The organism is Sphaerimonospora thailandensis (assembly GCF_016863115.1).
GTDB classification, from domain to species: Bacteria; Actinomycetota; Actinomycetes; order Streptosporangiales; family Streptosporangiaceae; genus Sphaerimonospora; species Sphaerimonospora cavernae.
Map to the genome: position 1 here is coordinate 37,755 of NZ_BOOG01000031.1, position 19,369 is coordinate 57,123.

A 19,369-nucleotide genomic window follows, 5' to 3' on the forward strand; every position below is an offset into this window, starting at 1 on the left:
CACTCGTCAGAGACGGCCCAGGATCCGGCTGAGGAACTCCCGGGTGCGGGGATGCTCGGGCGCCGTGAAGATCTGCTCGGGCGATCCGCGCTCCAGCAGCACCCCGCCGTCGAGAAAGCAGACCGTGTCGGCGATGTCGCGGGCGAACTCCATCTCGTGCGTGGCCAGGATCATCGTCATCCCGGTCGCCTTGAGCTCGCGGATGACACCGAGGACCTCGGTGACCAGGGTCGGGTCGAGCGCGGAGGTGACCTCGTCGAGCAGCAGCAGCCGCGGCCGGGTGGCGATCGCCCGGATGACGGCCACCCGCTGCTGCTGTCCGCCGGAGAGTCGGTCGGGATACTCTCCCGCCCGGTCGGCCAGTCCGAACCTCGCGAGCAGTTCCCCGGCCCGCTTCTCGGCCTCCGCCCGAGGCGTACGGTGGACCTTGCGCGGCGCCAGCGTGATGTTGTCGAGCACGGTCATGTGCGGGAAGAGGTTGTAGGCCTGGAAGACCGTGCCGATCCGTTTGCGCACCTCGTCCGGGTCCACTCCGGGATCGGTGATCTCCGCGCCGTCGAGGTGGATCGTGCCGTCGTCGACCGCCTCCAGCAGGTTGACGCAGCGCAGCAGCGTCGACTTGCCCGATCCCGAGGCGCCGATCAGGCAGACGACCTCGTGCGGGGCGACCTCCAGGTCGATGCCGCGCAGCACGCTCTGCCCGCGGTAGTGCTTCCAGACTCCGTCGATCTTCAGCAGGCTCATGCCCGTCCACCTCCTCCCAAGTGGCGGCGTGCCGTACGCGCGGCCAGGTGGTCGGTGAGGCGCGCCATCGGCACGGTCAGCGCGATGAACAGCAACGCGGCGGCCAGATAGGGCGTGTAGTTGAAGGTCGAGGCGGCGTGGATCTGGGCCTGGCGAAGCGCCTCCAAGGGGCCCAGCATGGCGACGAGCGCGCTGTCCTTCTGCAGGGAGACGAAGTCGTTCAGCAGCGGGGGGACCACCCGGCGGACCGCCTGCGGCAGCACCACATAGCGCATGGTCTGACCGTGGGACAGCGCCAGTGACCGCGCGGCGGCCCGTTGGCTGGGGTGGATCGAGTCGATCCCCGAACGGAACACCTCGGCGACGTACGCCCCGTACGACAGCACGAGCGCGATGACGCCGAGCGTCACCGGGTCGGCCGGCGCGCCCTGAAGCTGGAGTGCCGGGATGCCGAACCCGACCAGGTAGACCAGCAGGATGGTGGGGATGCCGCGGAAGATGTCGGTGTACAGCACGGCCAGCGCACGCAGCGGGAAGAACACCGGCGAGCGCAGTCCGCGCACGAGGGCCACGATCAGCCCCAGCACCAGGATGAACACCTCGGCGACCAGGAAGATCTTGATGTTGAGGAGGAACCCGCGCAACACGTCGGGGAGCGCCTCGGTGAACGCGGTGGGGCTGAAGAACGTCTCCCTGACCCGAGGCCAGCCCGGTGACGCGGTGACGGCCACGACGACCGTGACGGCGACCAGCAGGGTGGAGGCCGTGGCGACCGAGACTGACCGCCGGGTTCGGCGGCGCAGCTCGGCCTCGCGGCGGATCTGCCGTTCGCTCTTCACCCAGCTTCTCGTCTCGGGCGCGGCAGTGACGGTCTCCACCCGGGTCGGCCGCGCCTCCTCGGTCAACTCAGCTCCGGCGCGCCCGCGGCCGCGGTCAGCCACCGGCTCTCGATCCCGGCCAGTTCGCCGGACGTCTTGAGCTCACCGAGCGCCTTGTCCACGCAGGGGACCAGGCCGTTGCCCTTCTGGAAGAGCAGGCCGAACTCCTCGGGGGCGTCCGACTGGGCCGCGAACTGGCCCACGATCTTCGAGCCCTCCACCTGGGCGGCTGTGACGTAGAAGGCGGTCGGCAGGTCCACGACGATCGCGTCGATCTGCTTGTTCTTCAGCGCGTTGATCGCGTCGATCTGCTGGTTGAACACGCTGGGATCGGCGCCGGGCTGGATCACCTGCCGGACCGCCTGCAGCGCGGTGGTGCCCGCCTGGACCCCGATCTTGGCATCCTTGAGCTCGGCCAGGGTGGCGGCCTTGGCGAACGTGGAGCCGTCCAGGGCGACCACGCCCTGCTTGACGGTGTAGTACCCCGCGCTGAAGTCGACGGCCTTCTTACGCTCCGGAGTGATGGAGATCTGGTTGATGTCGAAGTCGAACTTCTTCGGCCCGGGGGCGAACGAGGAGTCGAAGGGGACGACGGCCCAGACGACCTCGTCCTTGGTGAAGCCCATCTTCTGGGCGACGGCGTACGCCACCGCGCTCTCGAAGCCCTGCCCATTGGCGGGGTCGTCGTCCTTGAACCACGGCTCGTAGGCCGGCTTGTCGGTGCCGATGGTCAGTTTGCCGGGAGTGACGAGCGTGAGGCCGTCCTTGGCGCAGCTCGCCGTGGCGGCCGTACCCGTCGCATCGCCGGCGGCCGCGGACGGCTGGCCGTCCGAGGATTGGGAGGCCGGCGCGCATGCGGCGGCGGCCAGCGTGAGGCCGCCGAACGCCAGAAGCACGGTGGCACGGCGCACGGGTCGACGGCGCACGGGGGAACGGCGCATCACAGCCTCCATCAGCACGATCTTCCACGGAATCCGCAAATTTAGCTGGGAAGATAGTAGCGTTTTGGCAATACCCGAGTCCGTCCCCGGTCCCCCCGGAAAACGACCGAGGCCCCCCTCCGGAGATCGGAGAGGGGCCCGATGGTGATCAGGTCGGGGTGTTCGGCGAACACTTCCGACGGAGGATCAGCCGGCGACGACCTCGACGTCGAGGTTGGCGACGACCTCCGGGTGCAGCCTGACGCTGACCCGGTGGGTGCCGACGCTCTTGATCGCGTTGTCGATCACGATGCGGCGCCGGTCGAGCTGCGGGCCGCCGGCGGACTTGACCGCCTCGGCGATGTCGCCCGTGGTGATCGAGCCGAACAGCCGGCCCGCCTCGCCCGCACGCGTCGCGAGCCTGACCTTCAGCCCGCCGAGCCGGCCGGCGACCTCCTGGGCCGAGCCCAGGTCGCGGATCTCGCGGGCGGCACGCGCCTTCTTGATGGAGGCGATCTGCGACTCGGCGCCGCGGGTCCAGCGGATGGCGAATCCACGGGGAACGAGGTAGTTGCGGCCGTAGCCGTCCTTCACCTCGACCACGTCGCCGGGAGCGCCGAGGCCGGAGACCTCGGTCGTGAGAATCAGCTTCATTTCCTGGGTCTCCCTTCTCAGCGCGCCGTGCTCGTGTAAGGCAGCAGGGCCATCTCACGGGCGTTCTTGATGGCGGTGGCCACGTCGCGCTGGTGCTGGGTGCAGTTGCCCGTCACCCGGCGGGCACGGATCTTGCCGCGGTCGGAGATGAACTTCCGCAGCAGCCCCGTGTCCTTGTAGTCGACATAGGAGATCTTGTCGTGGCAGAAGAGGCAAACCTTCTTCTTCGGCTTGCGAACTGCCGGCTTGGCCATCGTGGTGCTCCTTTCAGAGCCCCGCGTCACGCGGGAATGGTCGCTCGGATTGTCGGTATGTGATGGAGACGAGAAGAGCGATGATCAGAAGGGCGGTTCGTCGCTGAAGTCGCCGCCGAATCCGCCGCCGCCCCCCTGGGGGGCGCCGAACCCGCCGCCGCCTCCGCCACCCTGGCCGTAGCCGCCCTGCGGCGCGGGGGTCGCGGACGCCCACGGGTCGTTCGCCGGGCCGCCGCCGAAGCCGCCGCCCTGGCGGGAGGTCTTGTTGACCTTCGCCGTGGCGTTGCGCAGCGACGGGCCGACCTCGTCGACCTCGACCTCGTAGACCGTGCGCTTCTCGCCTTCCTTGGTCTCGTACGACCGTTGGCGCAGCCGTCCCTGCACGATGACCCGCATGCCGCGCTGCAGGCTCTCGGCGACGTTCTCCGCCGCCTGCCGCCACACGTTGCAGGTGAGGAACAGCCCCTCGCCGTCCTTCCACTCGTTGGTCTGCTTGTCGAGGAACCGCGGAGTGGACGCGATGCGGAACCGGGCCACGGCTTGCCCCGTCGGGGTGAAGCGCAGCTCGGGGTCGTCGACAAGGTTGCCGACGATGGTGATCTGGGTGTCGCCTGCTGCCATCGGTCGCTTTAGCCTTCCTATCCCGTGCGCCGACCCGTTCAAGGGCCCAGCGTACGGCTACCCCCCGACAAACTTGTCGGGCTTGGCGGCACTGGTCAGTGAAGCTCGGGCCGCATGACCTTGGTGCGGAGGATGCCCTCGTTCAGGTTCAGCTGGCGGTCCAGCTCCTTCACCGTGGCGGGCTCCGCGGTCAGGTCGACGACGGCATAGATGCCCTCGGCCTTCTTGGCGATGTCGTAGGCCAGCTTGCGACGCCCCCACACGTCGACCTTCTCCACACTGCCGCCGTCGTTGCGTACGACGGCCAGGAACTGGTCGAGCGAGGGCTGCACGGTGCGCTCATCGAGGGACGGGTCGAGGATGACCATCATCTCGTAACGACGCATGCCGAATCCAACCTCCTCTGGACTCTTGCGGTCACGACACCTTGCCGTGACAGGAGGATCCGCCGCGCGAGGTCAAGCGGCGGCTTGTACTTTCCGCCGCTCATACCATGCGCAGTCGGTTAAGGCTACCAGCCCCTTGGCCGTACGCCGTCCTGAGCCCAGACTGGAAGGTGAGCCGAACCGCAAGGTAAGAGGGGGTGTCTCAGATGAGACAGGTCACCACCCGCCCCACCGAGAGGCCGTCACCGCGTTTCACTCTCAACACGGACGGCGGGCGACATCCGCTGACGAACTTCCTGACGGTCGCCACGCTCATGCTGGGCATCATGGCCTTCGTCACCGGGTTCATCGTCGACAGCCACATCGTCGCGTCCTGGGTGGGTGCGCTCGGGTTCTGGGGCGGCCTCTACGTGCAGTACATCTCGGTCACCACCGCCCAGCGATGCCTCATCATCGCTGGAGTGGTGACGTCGTTCGTGGGGATGGCCCTGGGGGTCGCGCACGGCGGCTTCGTTCCGCACGTCTGAGGCCGGGCCGGGACGCCGGGCTCGTCGGTCAGCCTCCGACGTGCAGATCCACGCCGAGAAGGATCAGGAACCACAGGAAGATCGCCAACAGGGCCTGCGCGACCTGCTTGAGAAGGGCCGGGGTGAGGTAGTGGTGGACCCACGCGACGTAGACACCGACCAGGAGGTAGACGAGTAGGAGGAAGCTGCTCAACCGATATCTCACGCCCGTCTCCTTAGTATCATCGGCGCATCTGTCGGTGGTGAGTTGGCGGCTGCCCTCATGTGCCTTAGTGAAACATTCCCGGTACGTCGGCGCCCGCGGGAAATCCCGCCCGGCGGACCGGACCGGTAGCGGCGACCTTCACATGTCCCTCCACACGTACCTCCACAACGAACAGGGGAAGAAGTGACGACGTCACAGCGACCACAGCGCATCGGTGCCCACGTCGACCAGGACGACCCGCTGGCCCACGCGGCCACCAGGAACGCCGACGTCGTGCAGTTCTTCCTCGGCGACCCGCAGGGGTGGAAGGGACCGGTCGTCCCGGCCTCCGCCGCCGCTCTGCGCGACTCGGACGTGGACGTCTACATCCACGCGCCGTACGTGATCAACGTGGCGACGGCCAACAACCGGATCAGGATCCCCAGCCGCAAGCTCCTCGACGGTCATCTGAAGGCCGCCGCCTCGATCGGCGCCAGGGGCCTGATCGTCCACGGCGGGCACGTCAACGCGGGCGACGACCCCCAGGTCGGGTTCGACAACTGGCGCAAGGTCTTCGAGCGCATGGAGTGCGAGATCCCCGTGCTGATCGAGAACACGGCGGGCGGCGGCAACGCCATGGCGCGCAAGCTCGACCGGATCGCCCGCCTCTGGGACGCGGCCACCTCCGGCGCGTCGGACCCCTCGGTCGTCGGCTTCTGCCTCGACACCTGTCACTTCCACGCGGGCGGCGAGGAACTCGTGGGGCTGGTCGACCGGGTGAAGGCGATCACCGGCCGGATCGACCTGATCCACTGCAACGACTCCAGGGACGCCTTCGACTCCGGTGCGGACCGCCACGCCAACCTCGGGGCCGGTCAGATCGATCCCGAGCACATCCTCGAGGTCTGCCGCGCGGCCGGGGCCCCGATCGTGGTCGAGACCCCGTTCGAGGGCCAGGCCGACGACATCGCCTTCCTACGCAAGCACCTCTAACTCCACAACACCACCTGGGAGAGGTGGTTGTCCACAGGCTGTGGACAGACTTGGTGGATTGCGACGCTCATCGAGTGGGTAGAAGCTCTGCCGCTTCCTGCTCGACGACGGCCGCCCGGCGTCGGCGGGTGCTGCGCCACAGTTGGATGAACGACACGGTCGCGGCGGTGACGAGCACCAGATTGCGGGCGACCAGCACGAGGGTTCCGGGCAGCTCACCGCTCCAGCTGTAGTCCTCCTCCACCCACGGATACATGATCCCGGTGAGCAGCGCCGCGACCAGCACGAGCCAGGCGGCCGGCCTCTGGGTCGCGCCCCGCCTCTCCGAGCGTACGGTCAGCACGACGGCCGCGATGCCGATCACCCAGATCAGGTACTGCGGGGACAGGACCCGGCTGGTGAGCACGAGGAAGAGCACGGCGGTCAGCGCGGCGTCGTAGAACGACCTCGCCGTCGGGGCCGCCCGGAGCCACCACACCGCCAGCAGCGCCAGCGCCAGCGGGGTCGCGATCAGGCTCACCCGTTCCGCCGTCCCGACGCCCCGCCCCACGAGCTCCATCGCACCGTGCTGGTAGGTGGTGAAGCCGTCCCACCAGCCCAGTGCCCGGGCCAGTGCGAACGGCGTCGCCGCCAGGGACTCGATCTGCAGCCCGCGCTCCCGCTGCGCGGTGAGGAAGTCGAGCGCGTGCGGCATCACCAGTACGGCGATGCCGCAGCCGACCGCGGAGACCGCGAGCATCGACCCGGAGGCGGTCAGCAGCTCCCGCCGGCGCCGCAGTCCGGCGAGCAGCGCGACCGGCCACACCTTGATGATGAGCCCGATCCCGATCAACGATCCCCGTACGGCCGGATCCGCCGACGCCGTCAGCGCGAGGATCGCGACGAAGGTGACCATCAGGTCATATCTGGAGATCAGCAGCGGCCCGAGCAGCGCGGCCCCGATGGTCCAGGCCCACAGACCCACCCTCGTACGGCTGCCGGCCTGCCGTACGGAGAACCGCCACAGCAGCAGCAGGATGCCCAGGTCGAACAGGATGGCCAGCAGATGGAACGCGGTCCGATAACCGAACGGGAGCAGGTGGGGCGCGAGCATGGGCGGCGCGGCGAACGGCGGATACTGCCACTTCTCGTCCCCGGCCGGGAACTCCCCGCCCAGCAGGACCTGCGACCAGTCACGGTAGAGCCGGACGTCGTTCGCGAACGACCCCTCGTGACCGACCGGGATGACCTGCGTCGCGGCGAGGAACAGCACTGTCCGGGTGAGCGCCCACACCACGAGAACCGACCACGGCACCCGCCGTGACCGACTCCTTGATCGTCCCCATAACCGACGCTGTGAACGCCCGTTTCGCACCGGCGGCCCCGCCCCCGCATCAGTTCCCCCGCCGCAGCGAGCCTTCCTCTCAGGCTACCGAGAATCGGATGAAAGATTCATGGCCGGAGCTCCCGAACTCGGCCTGATGAGGGAACGCAGGGTCAGGCGGTCTTCGGCGCCGTCGAACACGCCGCCGGACCGGTCGTCCACACCGGACTGCCGTACGGCGTCACGCTCGGGGCGGAGGATGTCCCACACCACGAGCGCCATCAGCACGACGATCGTGATCGCCCTCGCCCACATCGACAGGAAGTACGGCGTGTCGCCGATGCCCTGCTCGGCGAACTCCGGCATCCGGCCGGTCAGGTAGAGCCAGATCGAGAAGAAGTACCAGCACTCGGCGATCTGCCAGGCGACCAGCGCCCCCCACCTGGGCCTGGCCAGCACGGCGAACGGCACCAGCCACAGCACATACTGCGGCGACCACACCTTGTTCGTGATCATGAAGGCGGCGAGCGCGAGGAAGCACAGCTGCGCCAGGCGCGGGCGGCGCGGTGCGGCCAGGGCGAGCACGGCCACTCCCAGCAGCAGTACGGCCAGCGCGGCCATGGCCATCGTGTTCAGCTTCTCGGCGTCGGCGAGGATGCCCCACTGCTTCGCCTGGAAGAAGAACCACAGGCCCCCCCAGTCGGCGCCGCGCTCGCTGCTGAAGGAGTAGAACCTCTTCCAACCCTCGAAGTTGATCGCCATGACCGGGACGTTCACCAGCAGCCACGTCCCGGCGGCCGCCGCCGCGGTCTTCAGGAACGGCAGCCATTTGGCCGTACGGACCGTGAGCAGGAACAGCGCGCCGAAGAACATCAGCGGATAGAACTTCGTCGCCACCGCCAGCGCCAGCAGCACTCCGGCGAGATATTCCAGCTTCCTGGCCCAGGCCAGCAGACCGCCCAGCGCCAGCGCACCGGCCGCGAGGTCCCAGTTGATGTACGCGGTGAGGATGACGGCCGGGCTGACGGCGTACCACAGCGCGTCCCAGCGGCGTCCCGACCCGGCCAGCACCGCCATGAACACCACCCCGACGATCAGCGAGAGGGCCATGAGCAGCACGGTGACGTCGTAGAAACGCACGCCGTCGCCGCCCGCGAGCCGCCGGGCGAACTCCATGATCGCCCCGATGCCGACCGGATACTCCACCGGATAGTCGACATAGGGGATCTTGCCCTCGTTGAGGTGCTCCGCCCAGAACAGCGGATAGATGTCCGTGTAGCAGTAGTGGGTGTACTGCCCGGCGCCGCCGTTCCAGACGCCGCCGAACCGGCAGGGCCACTTCCACAGGTATGCGAGCACGGCGCCGAGCCCCGCGAGAAGCGCGAGAGGCAGGTACGGCTCCATCCGCGCGGCGAATCCGGGCAGCGGGCCAGGGGGGGTGGTGGTCCGGGTCGTCATGGTCGGTATTGCACCATCAATGACCGTCGCTTGGCGACCTCCGCCGTTGGAGATCCCCGGTGCGTGCCGCTCGGCATGGCATGCGAGGGGGCCTACGGCATCGCTTCCGTGGGCCCCCTCGCGTCGGGAGCGGGTGGTCGTGGCCTACCCGGCGTTACCCGGCGCTGCCCCTGCGCTTGCCCGCCGATTGGACCGGTGTGGCCGCGACCGCGGCGGGGGCGCCGTTCCCTGGCGGTTGGTCACCGCCGACGGGCCGACCGCCCTCACTCTGGAGTTCCAGGACACCGTTGTCGCCGCAGGCCGGATCATCCGGCAGGCACTGGGAATCGTTGGGCCCGGGCGGGGGACCCGTCGGGAAATCGTCCGTCGGGAAATCGTCGGTCGGGAAATCGTCGGTCGGGAAGCCATCCGTCGGGAAGCCGTCCGTCGGCTCCGGAGTCGGCGACGGACTCGGCGCGATGTTCTCCGGCATGCCGATCCCCGCCTTCGGCGGAAACTGCTCGACCTGCTTGCCCTCATGGGCCGCCATCATGAAGTTGCGCCAGATGCTGGTCGGCGGACCCGCACCCTCGAACCCCAGCGACGTCTCGAAGGACTTCGAGTAAGGGTTCTGCAGGCCGTACTTCTTGCTCGGCTTGCCGTTGGGCGTGATCGGGCAGTTGGCATGCTGCGGTTGGACGATCTTGCCGCTCTTCGTCTTGCACTGCTCCCGGTACATGCCCACCGCTGTGGACAACTGGGGAGTGAAACCGACGAACCAGGCCTCTTTCTCCTTGTTGTTGGTGCCGGTCTTGCCGGCCGCCGGACGGCCGATCCCCTTGCCGGCCGCGGTACCGCTCTTGAGGACCTGCTCCATCGCCGCGGTCGAATCAGCCGCGGCGTCAGGGGAGATGACTTGCCTGACGTCCCTTTTCTCCTTGAGGACGACAGTCTTGCCCTGCTTGACCTCTTTGATCACGTGGGCATCGACGTGCTTACCCTGGTTAGCGAAGATCGAATAGCCGGCGGCCTGCTCGACAGGCGTGACTCCGACACTGCCGATCGCGAGCTGATAGCCGTGGCCGCTCTCACCCCGAGCGCCCTTCTCGTCTTCATCGAGGGCCTTCTTGCTGATCCCCGCCGCCTCGGCGAGCGCCCTCAAGTCATCCAGCTGTCCGGGCAGTGCGAACGCCATGGACGCGAAGGCTGTGTTGATGGACGCCGCCGTCGCGTGGATCACGTCGACCGCTTCCCGTTCGCGGTGTCCGTTGGTGATGGGTGTGGTGCCGGGCAACTTCTCCGGCACCGTCCTGTTACCGGGGACCAAGCTGTTGAGGCTGAAACCTGCCTCCAGCCAGGCCGCCAGGACATACGGCTTGAACGCCGAGGCCGCCTGTTTCCGGGAGTCGAACGGCTCGTTCCAGGGGTCGTTGAGATAGTCGTCGCCGCCGTAAAATGCCAGAACCTGTCCGTTCCGGGGGTCCACGGCGGCAAGGCCCGCGTGGAACTCCTTCGACATGCCCGAGGTGACGCCGTTGACGGCTTTCTTCGCCTCCTGCATGAGCTTCTTGTCGAACGTGGTGTAGATCTTGTAGCCACCGTTGTCGACGTCGCTGCGCTGGATACCCCGTGACTTCAGTTCGCGGAGGGCCACTTCGAGCATGTAGCCCTTGATGCCGCCGAACGCCTCGGACACCCGCTGCGGTTTCGGCTTGGGGAACTTGGCCGTGGCCGCGATGTCCGGATACTTGAGCTTGCCGTTCTCATCCGTCATGTGGGCCATGCCGTCTTTGATGACGTAGTTGAACCGCTCCTGGGTGCCGGCGAAGTTGCCCGCGTCCTCCTGCTTGTCGAAGTCGCCGGGCCGCTGGATGCGGCCGGCCAGGTAGGCCCCCTGTGCCACGGTCAGTTCCTTCGCGCTCTTGCGGAAGAACTCCTTGGCGGCTGCCTCGATGCCATAGGTGTTGCGGCCGAAGGGCACTGTGTTCAGGTAGTACTCGAGGACCTTGTCCTTGGTCCACTCCTTGTCCAGCTTCACCGAGATGAAGATCTCGGTGACCTTCCGCTTGATCGTCACATCTCGGTTGAGCGTGTCGAAGTAGTTGCGGGCCATCTGCTGGGTGATGGTGGAGCCGCCCTGGGTCTGCTGGCCGGTGGCCGTCATCCACACCGACCGGGCGATGCCCATGAGGTCGATCCCGGAGTCCTCATAGAAGCTGCGGTTCTCCGCGGCGACCACCGCGTCCCTGACGTGCTGGGGCACCTGGTCGAGCGAGACCCTGGTCCGCTTGGTGCCGAGCCGGGCGATCGGCGTGCCGTCCCGGTAGTAGAAGACGCTCCCCTGGGAGATCGCGGTCTCCTGCGCGTCCCGCTCCGACGGCAACTCGGTGTTCATGTAGCCGACCACGATCATGCCGAACACGCCGGCGGTGAGCACGGCGCAGCTCGCCAGCACGAGCTTCCAGCTCGGAATGAAGCGCTTCCAGCCGGAGCGGCGCGGCTTCTCGTCATCCTCGAAGCCATCGGGACCGTCCGGGCCACCCGGGTCTCGGGGGCCACGGCCACCGGGACCCTCCGGCCCGCGCCCACCCGGTCCGCCGGGGCCGTCCGGGCCTCCCGGGCCACCTCGGCCACGTCCGGGTCTGCGCCGCCGCCCGCCCGAGGGCATGATCTCCGTCTCCTGCGCCCCGAACTCTCGCCGGGGACCGCCGCCGGCACCGGGGGGCATCCCCATCGCCCCTTGCGTGGTGATCTGGGTACGCTCCTCGCCACCCGGGCCGCCGAGACCACCAGGACCACCGGGACCACCGCCGGGCCTGCCGCCCGGGCCGGGGCGCCGAGCCGGCTCCTGAGGGCGTCCCGGGCCCTGTCGTCCCTGCCGATCCTGCTGCGGAGGCGGCGGGGCCGCGTTCATCGCCACCGCGTTCATGGCCGCGGTGTCCTCGAACGCCGCGTCCATGCGACGGCCGCCGGGCGCCTGCCGGGGCGGCGCGCCGGGCCGTACGGCACGCTGCCCCGTTTGCGGGAGAGCGGCCTGGGGATGTGACGGGCCCTGCGGATGGGGTACGGGACGGGGGTTGGGCGTGGGACGGGGATGGCGGGCCGTCGGCTGCCCCTCGTGTTGGGGATTGGGCTGCTGGAAGTGGGGCTGCCGAGGGTCTCGGCCCCGTCCGGCGGAGGGATCTCCGTACTCGTCAGTTTCCCGGGGCGTGCGACGGCGGCGCCCGGGTCGGGGCGATCCGTCGGGGCCCGAGGGATCCTCGGGGCGGCCGGTCGGCTCCGGTCCATAGCTGCTGTTAGTCACGCGTCCTCGTCAGGTCTTCAGGGAATTCGTCGATGTCGGCCGAGGGCCGGGGGGAGTTCCTCCTGAAGGTGGGGTCGCCCTGCAGAGAGGAGCCCGGGGATCGGCTACCGAAGGGGCCGAACGAGACCGCCAGGTGGTTCCTGGAACAACCATGTCAGACCTCCGGCACGGAGACTCGGGATTCACCGTACTTACGCCACCACGGGATATGGGCGCGGCGACGGTGACCTGGTCCACCAGGTGCGGCGATTCGTCCCGGTAGGTCGGTGTGACATTACTCACGTTGAAAGCGATACGCGCCGGGCAGACGACTGCAGTCGTGGTCGCGAGGGCGGCCGACCGGTCGCCGGTGTCGGTGTGGTCCACCGGCCCGTCCCGCCCGACCTGTCCGGCTGGCCACTGCTTCCCCATAAGTGGTCAGATTACGGCGATTTGCTGAAACTTGCCCAATCGTTGACACGTTGCGCTATATAACGCGCCGACGTATTCTGCCGATGTATCGGCTCGATACATCGGTCAGGCATAGGAGGTGGTTCCAGTGACGGGCTCCGGTTCACGAAGCGCTCTTCTCGAGCTCGCCGTCCTGGGATCGCTGCACGAGACCCCGCTCCACGGCTATGAGCTGCGCAAACGGCTCAACACCCTGCTCGGGATGTTCCGTGCGTTCTCCTACGGGTCCCTGTACCCGTGTCTCCGCGGTCTACTGGGCGACGGTCTCATCACAGAGGAGGAGCCTCCGGAGGACACCGTCCTCGGTCGACGATCGAAGATCGTCTACAAGCTGACCGCGGAGGGCAAGGAGCGGCTGCACGAGCTCCTCACCCAGGCGGGTCCGTCCGCCTGGGAGGACGAGAGCTTCGGCATCCACTTCGCCTTCTTCCGCCATGCCGAGGCGGAGGTACGGCTGCGCATTCTCGAGGGCCGCCGCAGCCGCCTGGAGGAACGACTCGAACGTGTCCGTACGGCTCTGGCTCGCACAAGGGAGCGGCTCGACCGCTACACCCTTGAGCTGCAGCACCACGGACTGGAGTCGGTCGAACGGGAGGTCCGCTGGCTCAACGAGCTCATCGACTCGGAACGGCGGAGCAGCGCCGCCGGCGAGGCCGCCGATCCCGCGCGAGCCGTGCAGGACAGAGATCAGAGGGCGGACTCGCCCGAGGCTGATGGATAAGTAAAGGAGCGAGTGCTATGGGTTCGGTGCGCGTAGCCATCGTCGGCGTGGGGAACTGCGCCGCTTCGCTGGTGCAGGGTGTCCATTACTACAGGGACGCGGATCCGAGCAGCCGAGTGCCGGGCCTGATGCACGTGCGCTTCGGCGATTATCACGTCGGAGACGTGGAGTTCGTCGCCGCGTTCGACGTGGACGCCAAGAAGGTCGGCCGAGATCTCTCCGAGGCGATCGTCGCCTCCGAGAACAACACGATCAAGATTTGCGACGTGCCGCCGCTCGGCGTCACTGTGCAGCGCGGACCCACCTTCGACGGTCTCGGCGAGTACTACCAGGAGATCATCGAGGAGTCCGACGAGAAGCCGGTGGACGTCGTCCAGGCACTCAGGGACGCCCGGGTCGACGTCCTGGTCTCCTACCTGCCGGTGGGCTCGGAGGAGGCCGACCGCTTCTACGCCCAGTGCGCGATCGACGCCAAGGTGGCGTTCGTCAACGCCCTGCCCGTCTTCATCGCCTCCGACCCGGAGTGGGCCGCCAAGTTCACCGAGGCCGGCGTCCCGATCGTGGGCGACGACATCAAGTCCCAGGTCGGCGCGACCATCACCCACCGCGTGATGGCCAAGCTGTTCGAGGACCGCGGGGTCGAGCTGCTGCGCACGTACCAGCTCAACTTCGGCGGCAACATGGACTTCATGAACATGCTGGAGCGCACCCGCCTCCAGTCCAAGAAGATCTCCAAGACGCAGTCGGTCACGTCGCAGATCCCGCACGAGATGGCCAAGGCCGACGTGCACATCGGCCCGTCCGACCACGTGCCGTGGCTCGACGACCGCAAGTGGGCGTACGTCCGCCTGGAGGGCCGTTCCTTCGGCGACACCCCGCTGAACCTGGAGTACAAGCTGGAGGTCTGGGACTCGCCCAACTCCGCAGGCATCATCATCGACGCGGTGCGCGCCGCCAAGATCGCTCTTGACCGGGGGATCGGCGGGCCGCTGCTGTCGCCCTCGTCGTACTTCATGAAGTCGCCGCCGGAGCAGTACTCCGACGACGCCGCCCGTGAAGCGGTCGAGAACTTCATCCGCGGCGAGGCCGAGCGCTGATCCGCGCCGCCGTGCCGTACGGTGCCCCGGCTCAGCCCGAGCCGGGGCGTTTCTGTTTCTGTGCCTCAGAGACGGAACTGTCAGAGACGGAGCCGTCAGAGACGGGCGGCCGGCGGTAGGTCGGCCGGGTCGGCCACCGGCCAGGCCAGTGGGTCGGGGCCGAGCGAGACGAGCAGCGGCAACTGCTCCCCGGCCCACGGGGAGATCGGAATCTCGCCGCTCAGGACCTCGTCGACGTACTGCTTCCAGGGCAGCCAGCGGGCCGCGCCGACCTCCTCCGGGTTGGGCGTGGCATCCGACGAGGCGAGGACCCGGAAGACGGGGCACATCTCGTTCTCCACGATCCCGTTGTCCATCGCGGCGCGGTAGGCGAAGCGTGGCAGCAGCAGATCGACGGAGTCCACCCGCAGCCCCAACTCGAAGGAGAGCCGGCGGATCACCGCCGACCGGACCGGTTCGCCCGGCAGCGGGTGCCCGCAGCAACTGTTGGTCCACTGGTCCGGCCAGGTGAGCTTGTGCCCGGCCCGCCGGGTCAGCAGCACCTGCCCGTGCTCGTCGAAGACGTAGCTGGAGAACGCGAGATGGAGCGGGGTCTCGGCGCCATGGATCGTCCACTTGGAAGCGGTGCCGATCGGGTTGCCCTCACCGTCGAGCAGTACGACATGTTCGTCAGAGGTCACGCCTCCGAGACTACGTGATCATGTTCTCATCTCAGGGATGTTCCCGATATCCGTGGCCTGATCGCCCGCGTAGGCTGTGTGCGTGTCCTTCGTCTCGGATCTGCGCGTGCTCCTCGAGGGCCGGGATTTCCGCCGGCTTTTCGGCACCCGTCTCGTGTCGCAGTTCTCGGACGGGATCTTCCAGTTCGCGGTGGCGGGTTACGCGTTCTTCAGCCCGGAAAAGCAGGCCACGGCCGCCGAGATGGCCGTGGCCATGGCCGTGCTGTTCCTGCCGTACAGCGTGTTCGGGCCCTTCGTCGGCGTCCTGATCGACCGCTGGTCGCGGCGGCAGATCCTGGTCGTCGCGCCTCTCGTGCGGGGAACACTGCTGCTGCTGACGGCCGGTCTGGTGGCCTTGAGCGTCCCGGACGAGGCCTTCTACGGCGCGGCCCTCGCCGTGCTCGCCGTGAACCGGTTCTTCCTCGCGGCGCTCGGCGCGTCGCTGCCCCACGTGGTGCCGCCGGAACGGCTCATCATGGCCAACGCCATCACCCCCACGTCGGGCACGGTCCTCACCGCCGTCGGCATGGGCGTCGCGTTCCTGCTCCGCCTGATCTTCGGTTCGGGTCACGGGGGCACGGCGGCACTGCTCGTGATCTCCGGCCTGTCCTTCGGCCTGTCCGCGATCATCGCGGCGACCATGGAGCGTTCCCTGCTCGGGCCGGCGTACGACGCGGCGCGACCCCCGGCCGGCGAGGCCGTACGGATCGTCCTGCGCGGCCTCGCCGACGGCGCCCGGCATGTCGTACGGCGGCGCAGAGCGGCCGCGACCCTGGGCGCCATGGCCACCTACCGGCTCCTGTTCGGGATGTCGCTGGCGATGGCGGTCATGCTCTATCGCTACTACTTCACGACCGACGACGTGGATGCCGCGCTCAAGGGCATCACGCTGGTCGGCGCGGCGACGGGCGTCGGCTTCTTCCTGGCCATGCCGGTCACGCCGTGGGCGACCGACCGGTTCCGGATCGAGACGTGGGTTCCCGCCATGCTCACCGCCTGCGCGGTGGTGGAGTTCGCGCTGTTCGCGACCTTCCATGAGTGGGCGTTCATCGTCGCGGGCCTGCTGCTGGGCGTCGCCGGGCAGAGCGTGAAGATCTGCGCCGACACCGTCGTACAGCGCGATGTGGACGACGCCTTCCTCGGCCGGATCTTCTCCATCTACGACATGCTGTTCAACGTCACGACCGTCATGGGCGCCGCACTGGCGGCCGCGATGCTGCCTCCGGACGGCAGGTCCTACCTGGCTCTGGGCGTGATCAGCGTCTGTTATCTGCTGGGCGCCCTGACCTACCGGCTGATCGTCCCCGCCGCCGCCCCCGCGAGCCCGCCGGCGTCGCCGACCGAACGTCAGACCGCCTGACGCCGTACGCGTCACCAGGGTCTGGACGTACGCCCAGGTTAGGGTGGGTGCCGTGGAAGCTGAGGACATCCTGCGACTGGACCGCGAGCACGTCTGGCATCCGTACGCCGCGGTGCCGTCCGGCGTGCCCGCGGCGGTGCCGTCCCATGTGCCCGTGCACGCGGTCCGCGCCGCCCGTGGCGTACGGCTCACGCTCGCGGACGGCAGGGAGGTCGTCGACGGCATGTCGTCGTGGTGGGCGGCCATCCACGGGTACAACCACCCGAGGCTGAACCAGGCCATCCGCGACCAGCTCGACGACATGGCACATGTCATGTTCGGCGGTCTCACCCACGAGCCCGCCGTACGGCTCGCGCGGATGCTGGTCGAGCTGACCGGGCTGGACCGCGTCTTTCTGGCCGACTCCGGCTCGGTGGCCGTCGAGGTCGCGATCAAGATGGCCCTGCAGTACGCGGCGGCGACCGGCCACCCCGGCCGGACCAGGCTGTTCACCGTCCGGGGCGGCTACCACGGCGACACGTTCGGCGCGATGGCGGCCTGCGATCCGGTGAACGGCATGCACCACCTGTTCTCCGGCGTGCTGCCGAGCCACGTCTTCGGACCTGTTCCACCGGCCCGGTATGACGAGGCCTACCTGGCGGAGCTGTCCTCACTCGTGGCGGCGCACGCGGACGAGCTGGCCGCGATCATCGTCGAGCCGATCGTGCAGGGCGCCGGCGGCATGCGCTTCTATCACCCGGCCTACCTGCGGCGGCTGCGCGAGCTGGCCGACGAGCACGGCATCCTGCTGATCGCCGACGAGATCGCGACCGGCTTCGGCCGTACCGGGGAGCTGTTCGGCTGCGACCACGCCGGGATCCGCCCCGACATCATGTGCCTGGGCAAGGCGCTGACCGGCGGATACCTGACGCTCGCCGCGACCCTGTGCACGGCGCCGGTGGCCGACGCCATCGGCGTGCTGATGCACGGGCCGACCTTCATGGGCAATCCGCTCGCGACGGCGGTCGCCGGCGCCTCACTCGGCCTGCTGGGCGAGCGTCCGTGGCGGGAGGAGGTCAAGCGGATCGAGGCCGGGCTGCTCGACGGCCTCGCGCCGGCCGCCGGGCACCCCGGGGTGCGTGACGTCCGGGTCCTCGGCGCGATCGGGGTGATCGAGATGGTCGACCCCGTCAATGTCGCCAAAATTCAGGACATCGTGATGCGCCAGGGCGTCTGGCTCCGACCGTTCGGCCACCTGATCTACACGATGCCGCCCTACGCCTGCACCCCCGACGACATCACGACCATCACCAAAGCCATGGTCACCGCCGCCACATCAGGGTGATCATGGCAGGAGGTCGTTGTCGCGGGCCCACTTGAGCAGGGACTCGCGGGCGGCCTCCTTGCCGATCACCCCTTCATCCATACGGATCTCCAGCATGTGCTTGTAGGCCTGGCCGATCACGGGGCCCGGGGGGAGCCCGAGGATCTCCTGGATCTCGTTGCCGTCCAGCTCCGGCCGGATCTTGGCGAGCTCCTCCTCCTCCGCCAGCCGGGCGATGCGCTCCTCGAGCTGGTCGTAGGTCCGCGACAGCGCCGCCGCCTTGCGCTTGTTGCGGGTCGTGCAGTCGGCCCTGGTCAGCTTGTGCAGCCGCTCCAGCAGGTGCCCGGCGTCGCGCACGTACCGCCGGACCGCGCTGTCGGTCCACCCCGCCGTGCCGTACCCGTGGAAGCGCAGGTGCAGCTCCACCAGCCGCGACACGTCGGCCACGACGTCTTTGGGGAAGCGCAGCTCGGTCAGCCGCTTCTTCGTCATCTGCGCCCCCACCACCTCGTGATGGTGGAACGAGACCCGGCCCCCCGGCTCGTTGCGGCGGGTCTTCGGCTTGCCGATGTCGTGCAGCAGCGCGGCCCACCGCAGCACCCGGTCCGGGCCGCCGGTCTCCAGGCCGATGGCCTGCTCGAGCACGATCAGCGTGTGCTCGTAGACGTCCTTGTGCCGATGGTGCTCGTCGATCTCCAGCCGGAGCTTCGGCAGCTCGGGCAGGACATGGGCGGCCAGGCCGGTCTCGACGAGCAGCGACAGCCCGGCTCGCGGCCGCGACCCCAGCAGCAGCTTGTCGAGTTCGTCCCGGATGCGCTCGGCGGACACGATCTCGATCCGGCCCGCCATCGCGGCCATCGCCTCGACCACTCCGGCGTCCACGCTGAAGCCGAGCTGCGAGGCGAACCTGGCGGCCCGCAGCATGCGCAGCGGGTCGTCGTCGAACGACTGTTCCGGACTCGCCGGCGTACGCAGCACCTTCGCGGCGAGGTCGGGCAGCCCTCCGTGGGGGTCCACGAACTCGTGGCTCGGCAGCCGGACCGCCATCGCGTTGACCGCGAAGTCGCGGCGGGCGAGATCGCCGTCGAGCGTGTCGCCGTACTCGACGTCGGGCTTGCGCGACGCCGGATCGTACGACTCGGTGCGATATGTGGTGATCTCGAGCAGCCAGCCGCCTTTGCGGACGCCGACGGTGCCGAAGTCGATCCCGATCGTCCACACCGCGTCGGCCCAGTCTTTGACGATCTCCAGCACCTGTTCCGGACGGGCGTCCGTCGTCAGGTCGAGATCGTTGCCGATGCGGCCGAGGAAGACGTCACGCACGGAGCCGCCGACCAGGGCCAGTTCGTGCCCGCGCGCCACGAACAGCTCGCCGAGTTCGTCGGCCACGGGGGCGAGCCGACGGAACAGCTCGTCGACGGCTCGCCGCTGGCTCTCGGTCAGATTTGAAACGGACACGGCTGGGTAGGTCCTTCGGTCACGGAACAGGTTCTCCCCCCGAATGCCCTTTGGTG

General features: G+C 68.5%; 20 protein-coding genes. 7 read left to right on the forward strand and 13 right to left on the reverse strand.

The window, feature by feature from the left end:
* Positions 1-6 precede the first annotated feature (6 nt).
* The 7 genes from Mth01_RS17280 to rpsF form a co-directional block, all read right to left on the reverse strand.
* Positions 7-744, reverse strand: coding sequence for an amino acid ABC transporter ATP-binding protein (locus Mth01_RS17280; RefSeq protein WP_204016897.1), 738 nt, complete (start codon positions 742-744; stop codon positions 7-9).
* Entirely contained in the window at positions 741-1,649 is a 909-nt protein-coding gene (locus tag Mth01_RS17285) for an amino acid ABC transporter permease (protein ID WP_239089754.1), read from the reverse strand. Before Mth01_RS17285 ends, Mth01_RS17280 begins: the two co-directional genes overlap by 4 nt.
* A complete protein-coding gene (locus tag Mth01_RS17290) occupies positions 1,646-2,563 on the reverse strand; it encodes an ABC transporter substrate-binding protein (protein WP_239089755.1) in 918 nt (305 codons plus the stop codon). The genes Mth01_RS17285 and Mth01_RS17290 overlap by 4 nt, the downstream gene beginning before the upstream one ends.
* 186 nt (positions 2,564-2,749) lie before the next feature.
* The gene (gene rplI, locus Mth01_RS17295; RefSeq protein WP_204016898.1) at positions 2,750-3,196 is read right to left on the reverse strand and encodes a 50S ribosomal protein L9; all 447 of its coding nucleotides are present in this window, start codon (positions 3,194-3,196) and stop codon (positions 2,750-2,752) included.
* 17 nt (positions 3,197-3,213) lie between these two features.
* Positions 3,214-3,450 (reverse strand): 30S ribosomal protein S18, encoded by a 237-nt coding sequence (rpsR, locus tag Mth01_RS17300; RefSeq protein WP_076439843.1) that lies wholly within the window; start codon positions 3,448-3,450, stop codon positions 3,214-3,216.
* An 84-nt stretch (positions 3,451-3,534) separates the two neighbouring features.
* Positions 3,535-4,071 carry a single-stranded DNA-binding protein gene (locus Mth01_RS17305; protein ID WP_204016899.1) on the reverse strand — a complete coding sequence of 179 codons (537 nt, stop codon included), beginning with the start codon at positions 4,069-4,071 and terminating at the stop codon, positions 3,535-3,537.
* Between the two features lie 95 nt (positions 4,072-4,166).
* Positions 4,167-4,457, reverse strand: a complete 291-nt coding sequence (gene rpsF, locus Mth01_RS17310; RefSeq protein ID WP_204016900.1) for a 30S ribosomal protein S6 — start codon at positions 4,455-4,457, stop codon at positions 4,167-4,169.
* A 206-nt stretch (positions 4,458-4,663) separates the two neighbouring features.
* On the opposite strand from rpsF, the gene Mth01_RS17315 reads away from it, so the two are divergent.
* Positions 4,664-4,984 carry a hypothetical protein gene (locus Mth01_RS17315; RefSeq protein ID WP_239089756.1) on the forward strand — a complete coding sequence of 107 codons (321 nt, stop codon included), beginning with the start codon at positions 4,664-4,666 and terminating at the stop codon, positions 4,982-4,984.
* A 28-nt stretch (positions 4,985-5,012) separates the two neighbouring features.
* Here the strand turns inward: Mth01_RS17315 and Mth01_RS17320 are convergent, their stop codons facing one another.
* Entirely contained in the window at positions 5,013-5,189 is a 177-nt protein-coding gene (locus tag Mth01_RS17320) for a hypothetical protein (protein WP_204016901.1), read from the reverse strand.
* 183 nt (positions 5,190-5,372) lie between these two features.
* Here Mth01_RS17320 and Mth01_RS17325 point away from each other — a divergent pair, with 183 nt between their 5' ends.
* Positions 5,373-6,161: a deoxyribonuclease IV gene (locus tag Mth01_RS17325; protein ID WP_204016902.1), complete on the forward strand. Its 789-nt coding sequence runs from the start codon at positions 5,373-5,375 to the stop codon at positions 6,159-6,161.
* A 67-nt stretch (positions 6,162-6,228) separates the two neighbouring features.
* Here Mth01_RS17325 and Mth01_RS17330 read toward each other — a convergent pair whose 3' ends face one another.
* From Mth01_RS17330 to Mth01_RS17340, 3 genes are all read right to left on the reverse strand, one after another.
* Entirely contained in the window at positions 6,229-7,455 is a 1,227-nt protein-coding gene (locus tag Mth01_RS17330) for a glycosyltransferase family 87 protein (protein ID WP_204016903.1), read from the reverse strand.
* Between the two features lie 114 nt (positions 7,456-7,569).
* Entirely contained in the window at positions 7,570-8,922 is a 1,353-nt protein-coding gene (locus Mth01_RS17335) for a glycosyltransferase family 87 protein (protein ID WP_204016904.1), read from the reverse strand.
* Between the two features lie 154 nt (positions 8,923-9,076).
* Positions 9,077-11,629 (reverse strand): transglycosylase domain-containing protein, encoded by a 2,553-nt coding sequence (locus Mth01_RS17340; RefSeq protein ID WP_204016905.1) that lies wholly within the window; start codon positions 11,627-11,629, stop codon positions 9,077-9,079.
* A gap of 12 nt (positions 11,630-11,641) precedes the next feature.
* Here Mth01_RS17340 and Mth01_RS17345 point away from each other — a divergent pair, with 12 nt between their 5' ends.
* The 3 genes from Mth01_RS17345 to Mth01_RS17355 all read left to right on the forward strand — a co-directional run bounded on the left by Mth01_RS17345 (position 11,642) and on the right by Mth01_RS17355 (position 14,473).
* Positions 11,642-11,947 carry a hypothetical protein gene (locus tag Mth01_RS17345; RefSeq protein ID WP_204016906.1) on the forward strand — a complete coding sequence of 102 codons (306 nt, stop codon included), beginning with the start codon at positions 11,642-11,644 and terminating at the stop codon, positions 11,945-11,947.
* A 787-nt stretch (positions 11,948-12,734) separates the two neighbouring features.
* Positions 12,735-13,376 carry a PadR family transcriptional regulator gene (locus tag Mth01_RS17350; RefSeq protein ID WP_239089757.1) on the forward strand — a complete coding sequence of 214 codons (642 nt, stop codon included), beginning with the start codon at positions 12,735-12,737 and terminating at the stop codon, positions 13,374-13,376.
* Between the two features lie 17 nt (positions 13,377-13,393).
* Positions 13,394-14,473 carry an inositol-3-phosphate synthase gene (locus tag Mth01_RS17355; RefSeq protein WP_204016908.1) on the forward strand — a complete coding sequence of 360 codons (1,080 nt, stop codon included), beginning with the start codon at positions 13,394-13,396 and terminating at the stop codon, positions 14,471-14,473.
* A gap of 95 nt (positions 14,474-14,568) precedes the next feature.
* On the opposite strand, the gene idi is transcribed toward Mth01_RS17355, so the two are convergent.
* Positions 14,569-15,153 carry an isopentenyl-diphosphate Delta-isomerase gene (idi, locus tag Mth01_RS17360; protein WP_204016909.1) on the reverse strand — a complete coding sequence of 195 codons (585 nt, stop codon included), beginning with the start codon at positions 15,151-15,153 and terminating at the stop codon, positions 14,569-14,571.
* Between the two features lie 82 nt (positions 15,154-15,235).
* Between idi and Mth01_RS17365 the strand changes: the two genes are divergently transcribed.
* Positions 15,236-16,552 carry an MFS transporter gene (locus Mth01_RS17365; protein WP_204016910.1) on the forward strand — a complete coding sequence of 439 codons (1,317 nt, stop codon included), beginning with the start codon at positions 15,236-15,238 and terminating at the stop codon, positions 16,550-16,552.
* Positions 16,553-16,604: 52 nt separating this feature from the next.
* Positions 16,605-17,876 (forward strand): adenosylmethionine--8-amino-7-oxononanoate transaminase, encoded by a 1,272-nt coding sequence (locus tag Mth01_RS17370; protein WP_239089758.1) that lies wholly within the window; start codon positions 16,605-16,607, stop codon positions 17,874-17,876.
* Here Mth01_RS17370 and Mth01_RS17375 read toward each other — a convergent pair whose 3' ends face one another.
* On the reverse strand, positions 17,877-19,313 hold the full coding sequence (locus tag Mth01_RS17375) for a CCA tRNA nucleotidyltransferase (protein ID WP_204016911.1): 1,437 nt from the start codon (positions 19,311-19,313) through the stop codon (positions 17,877-17,879).
* Positions 19,314-19,369 lie beyond the last annotated feature (56 nt).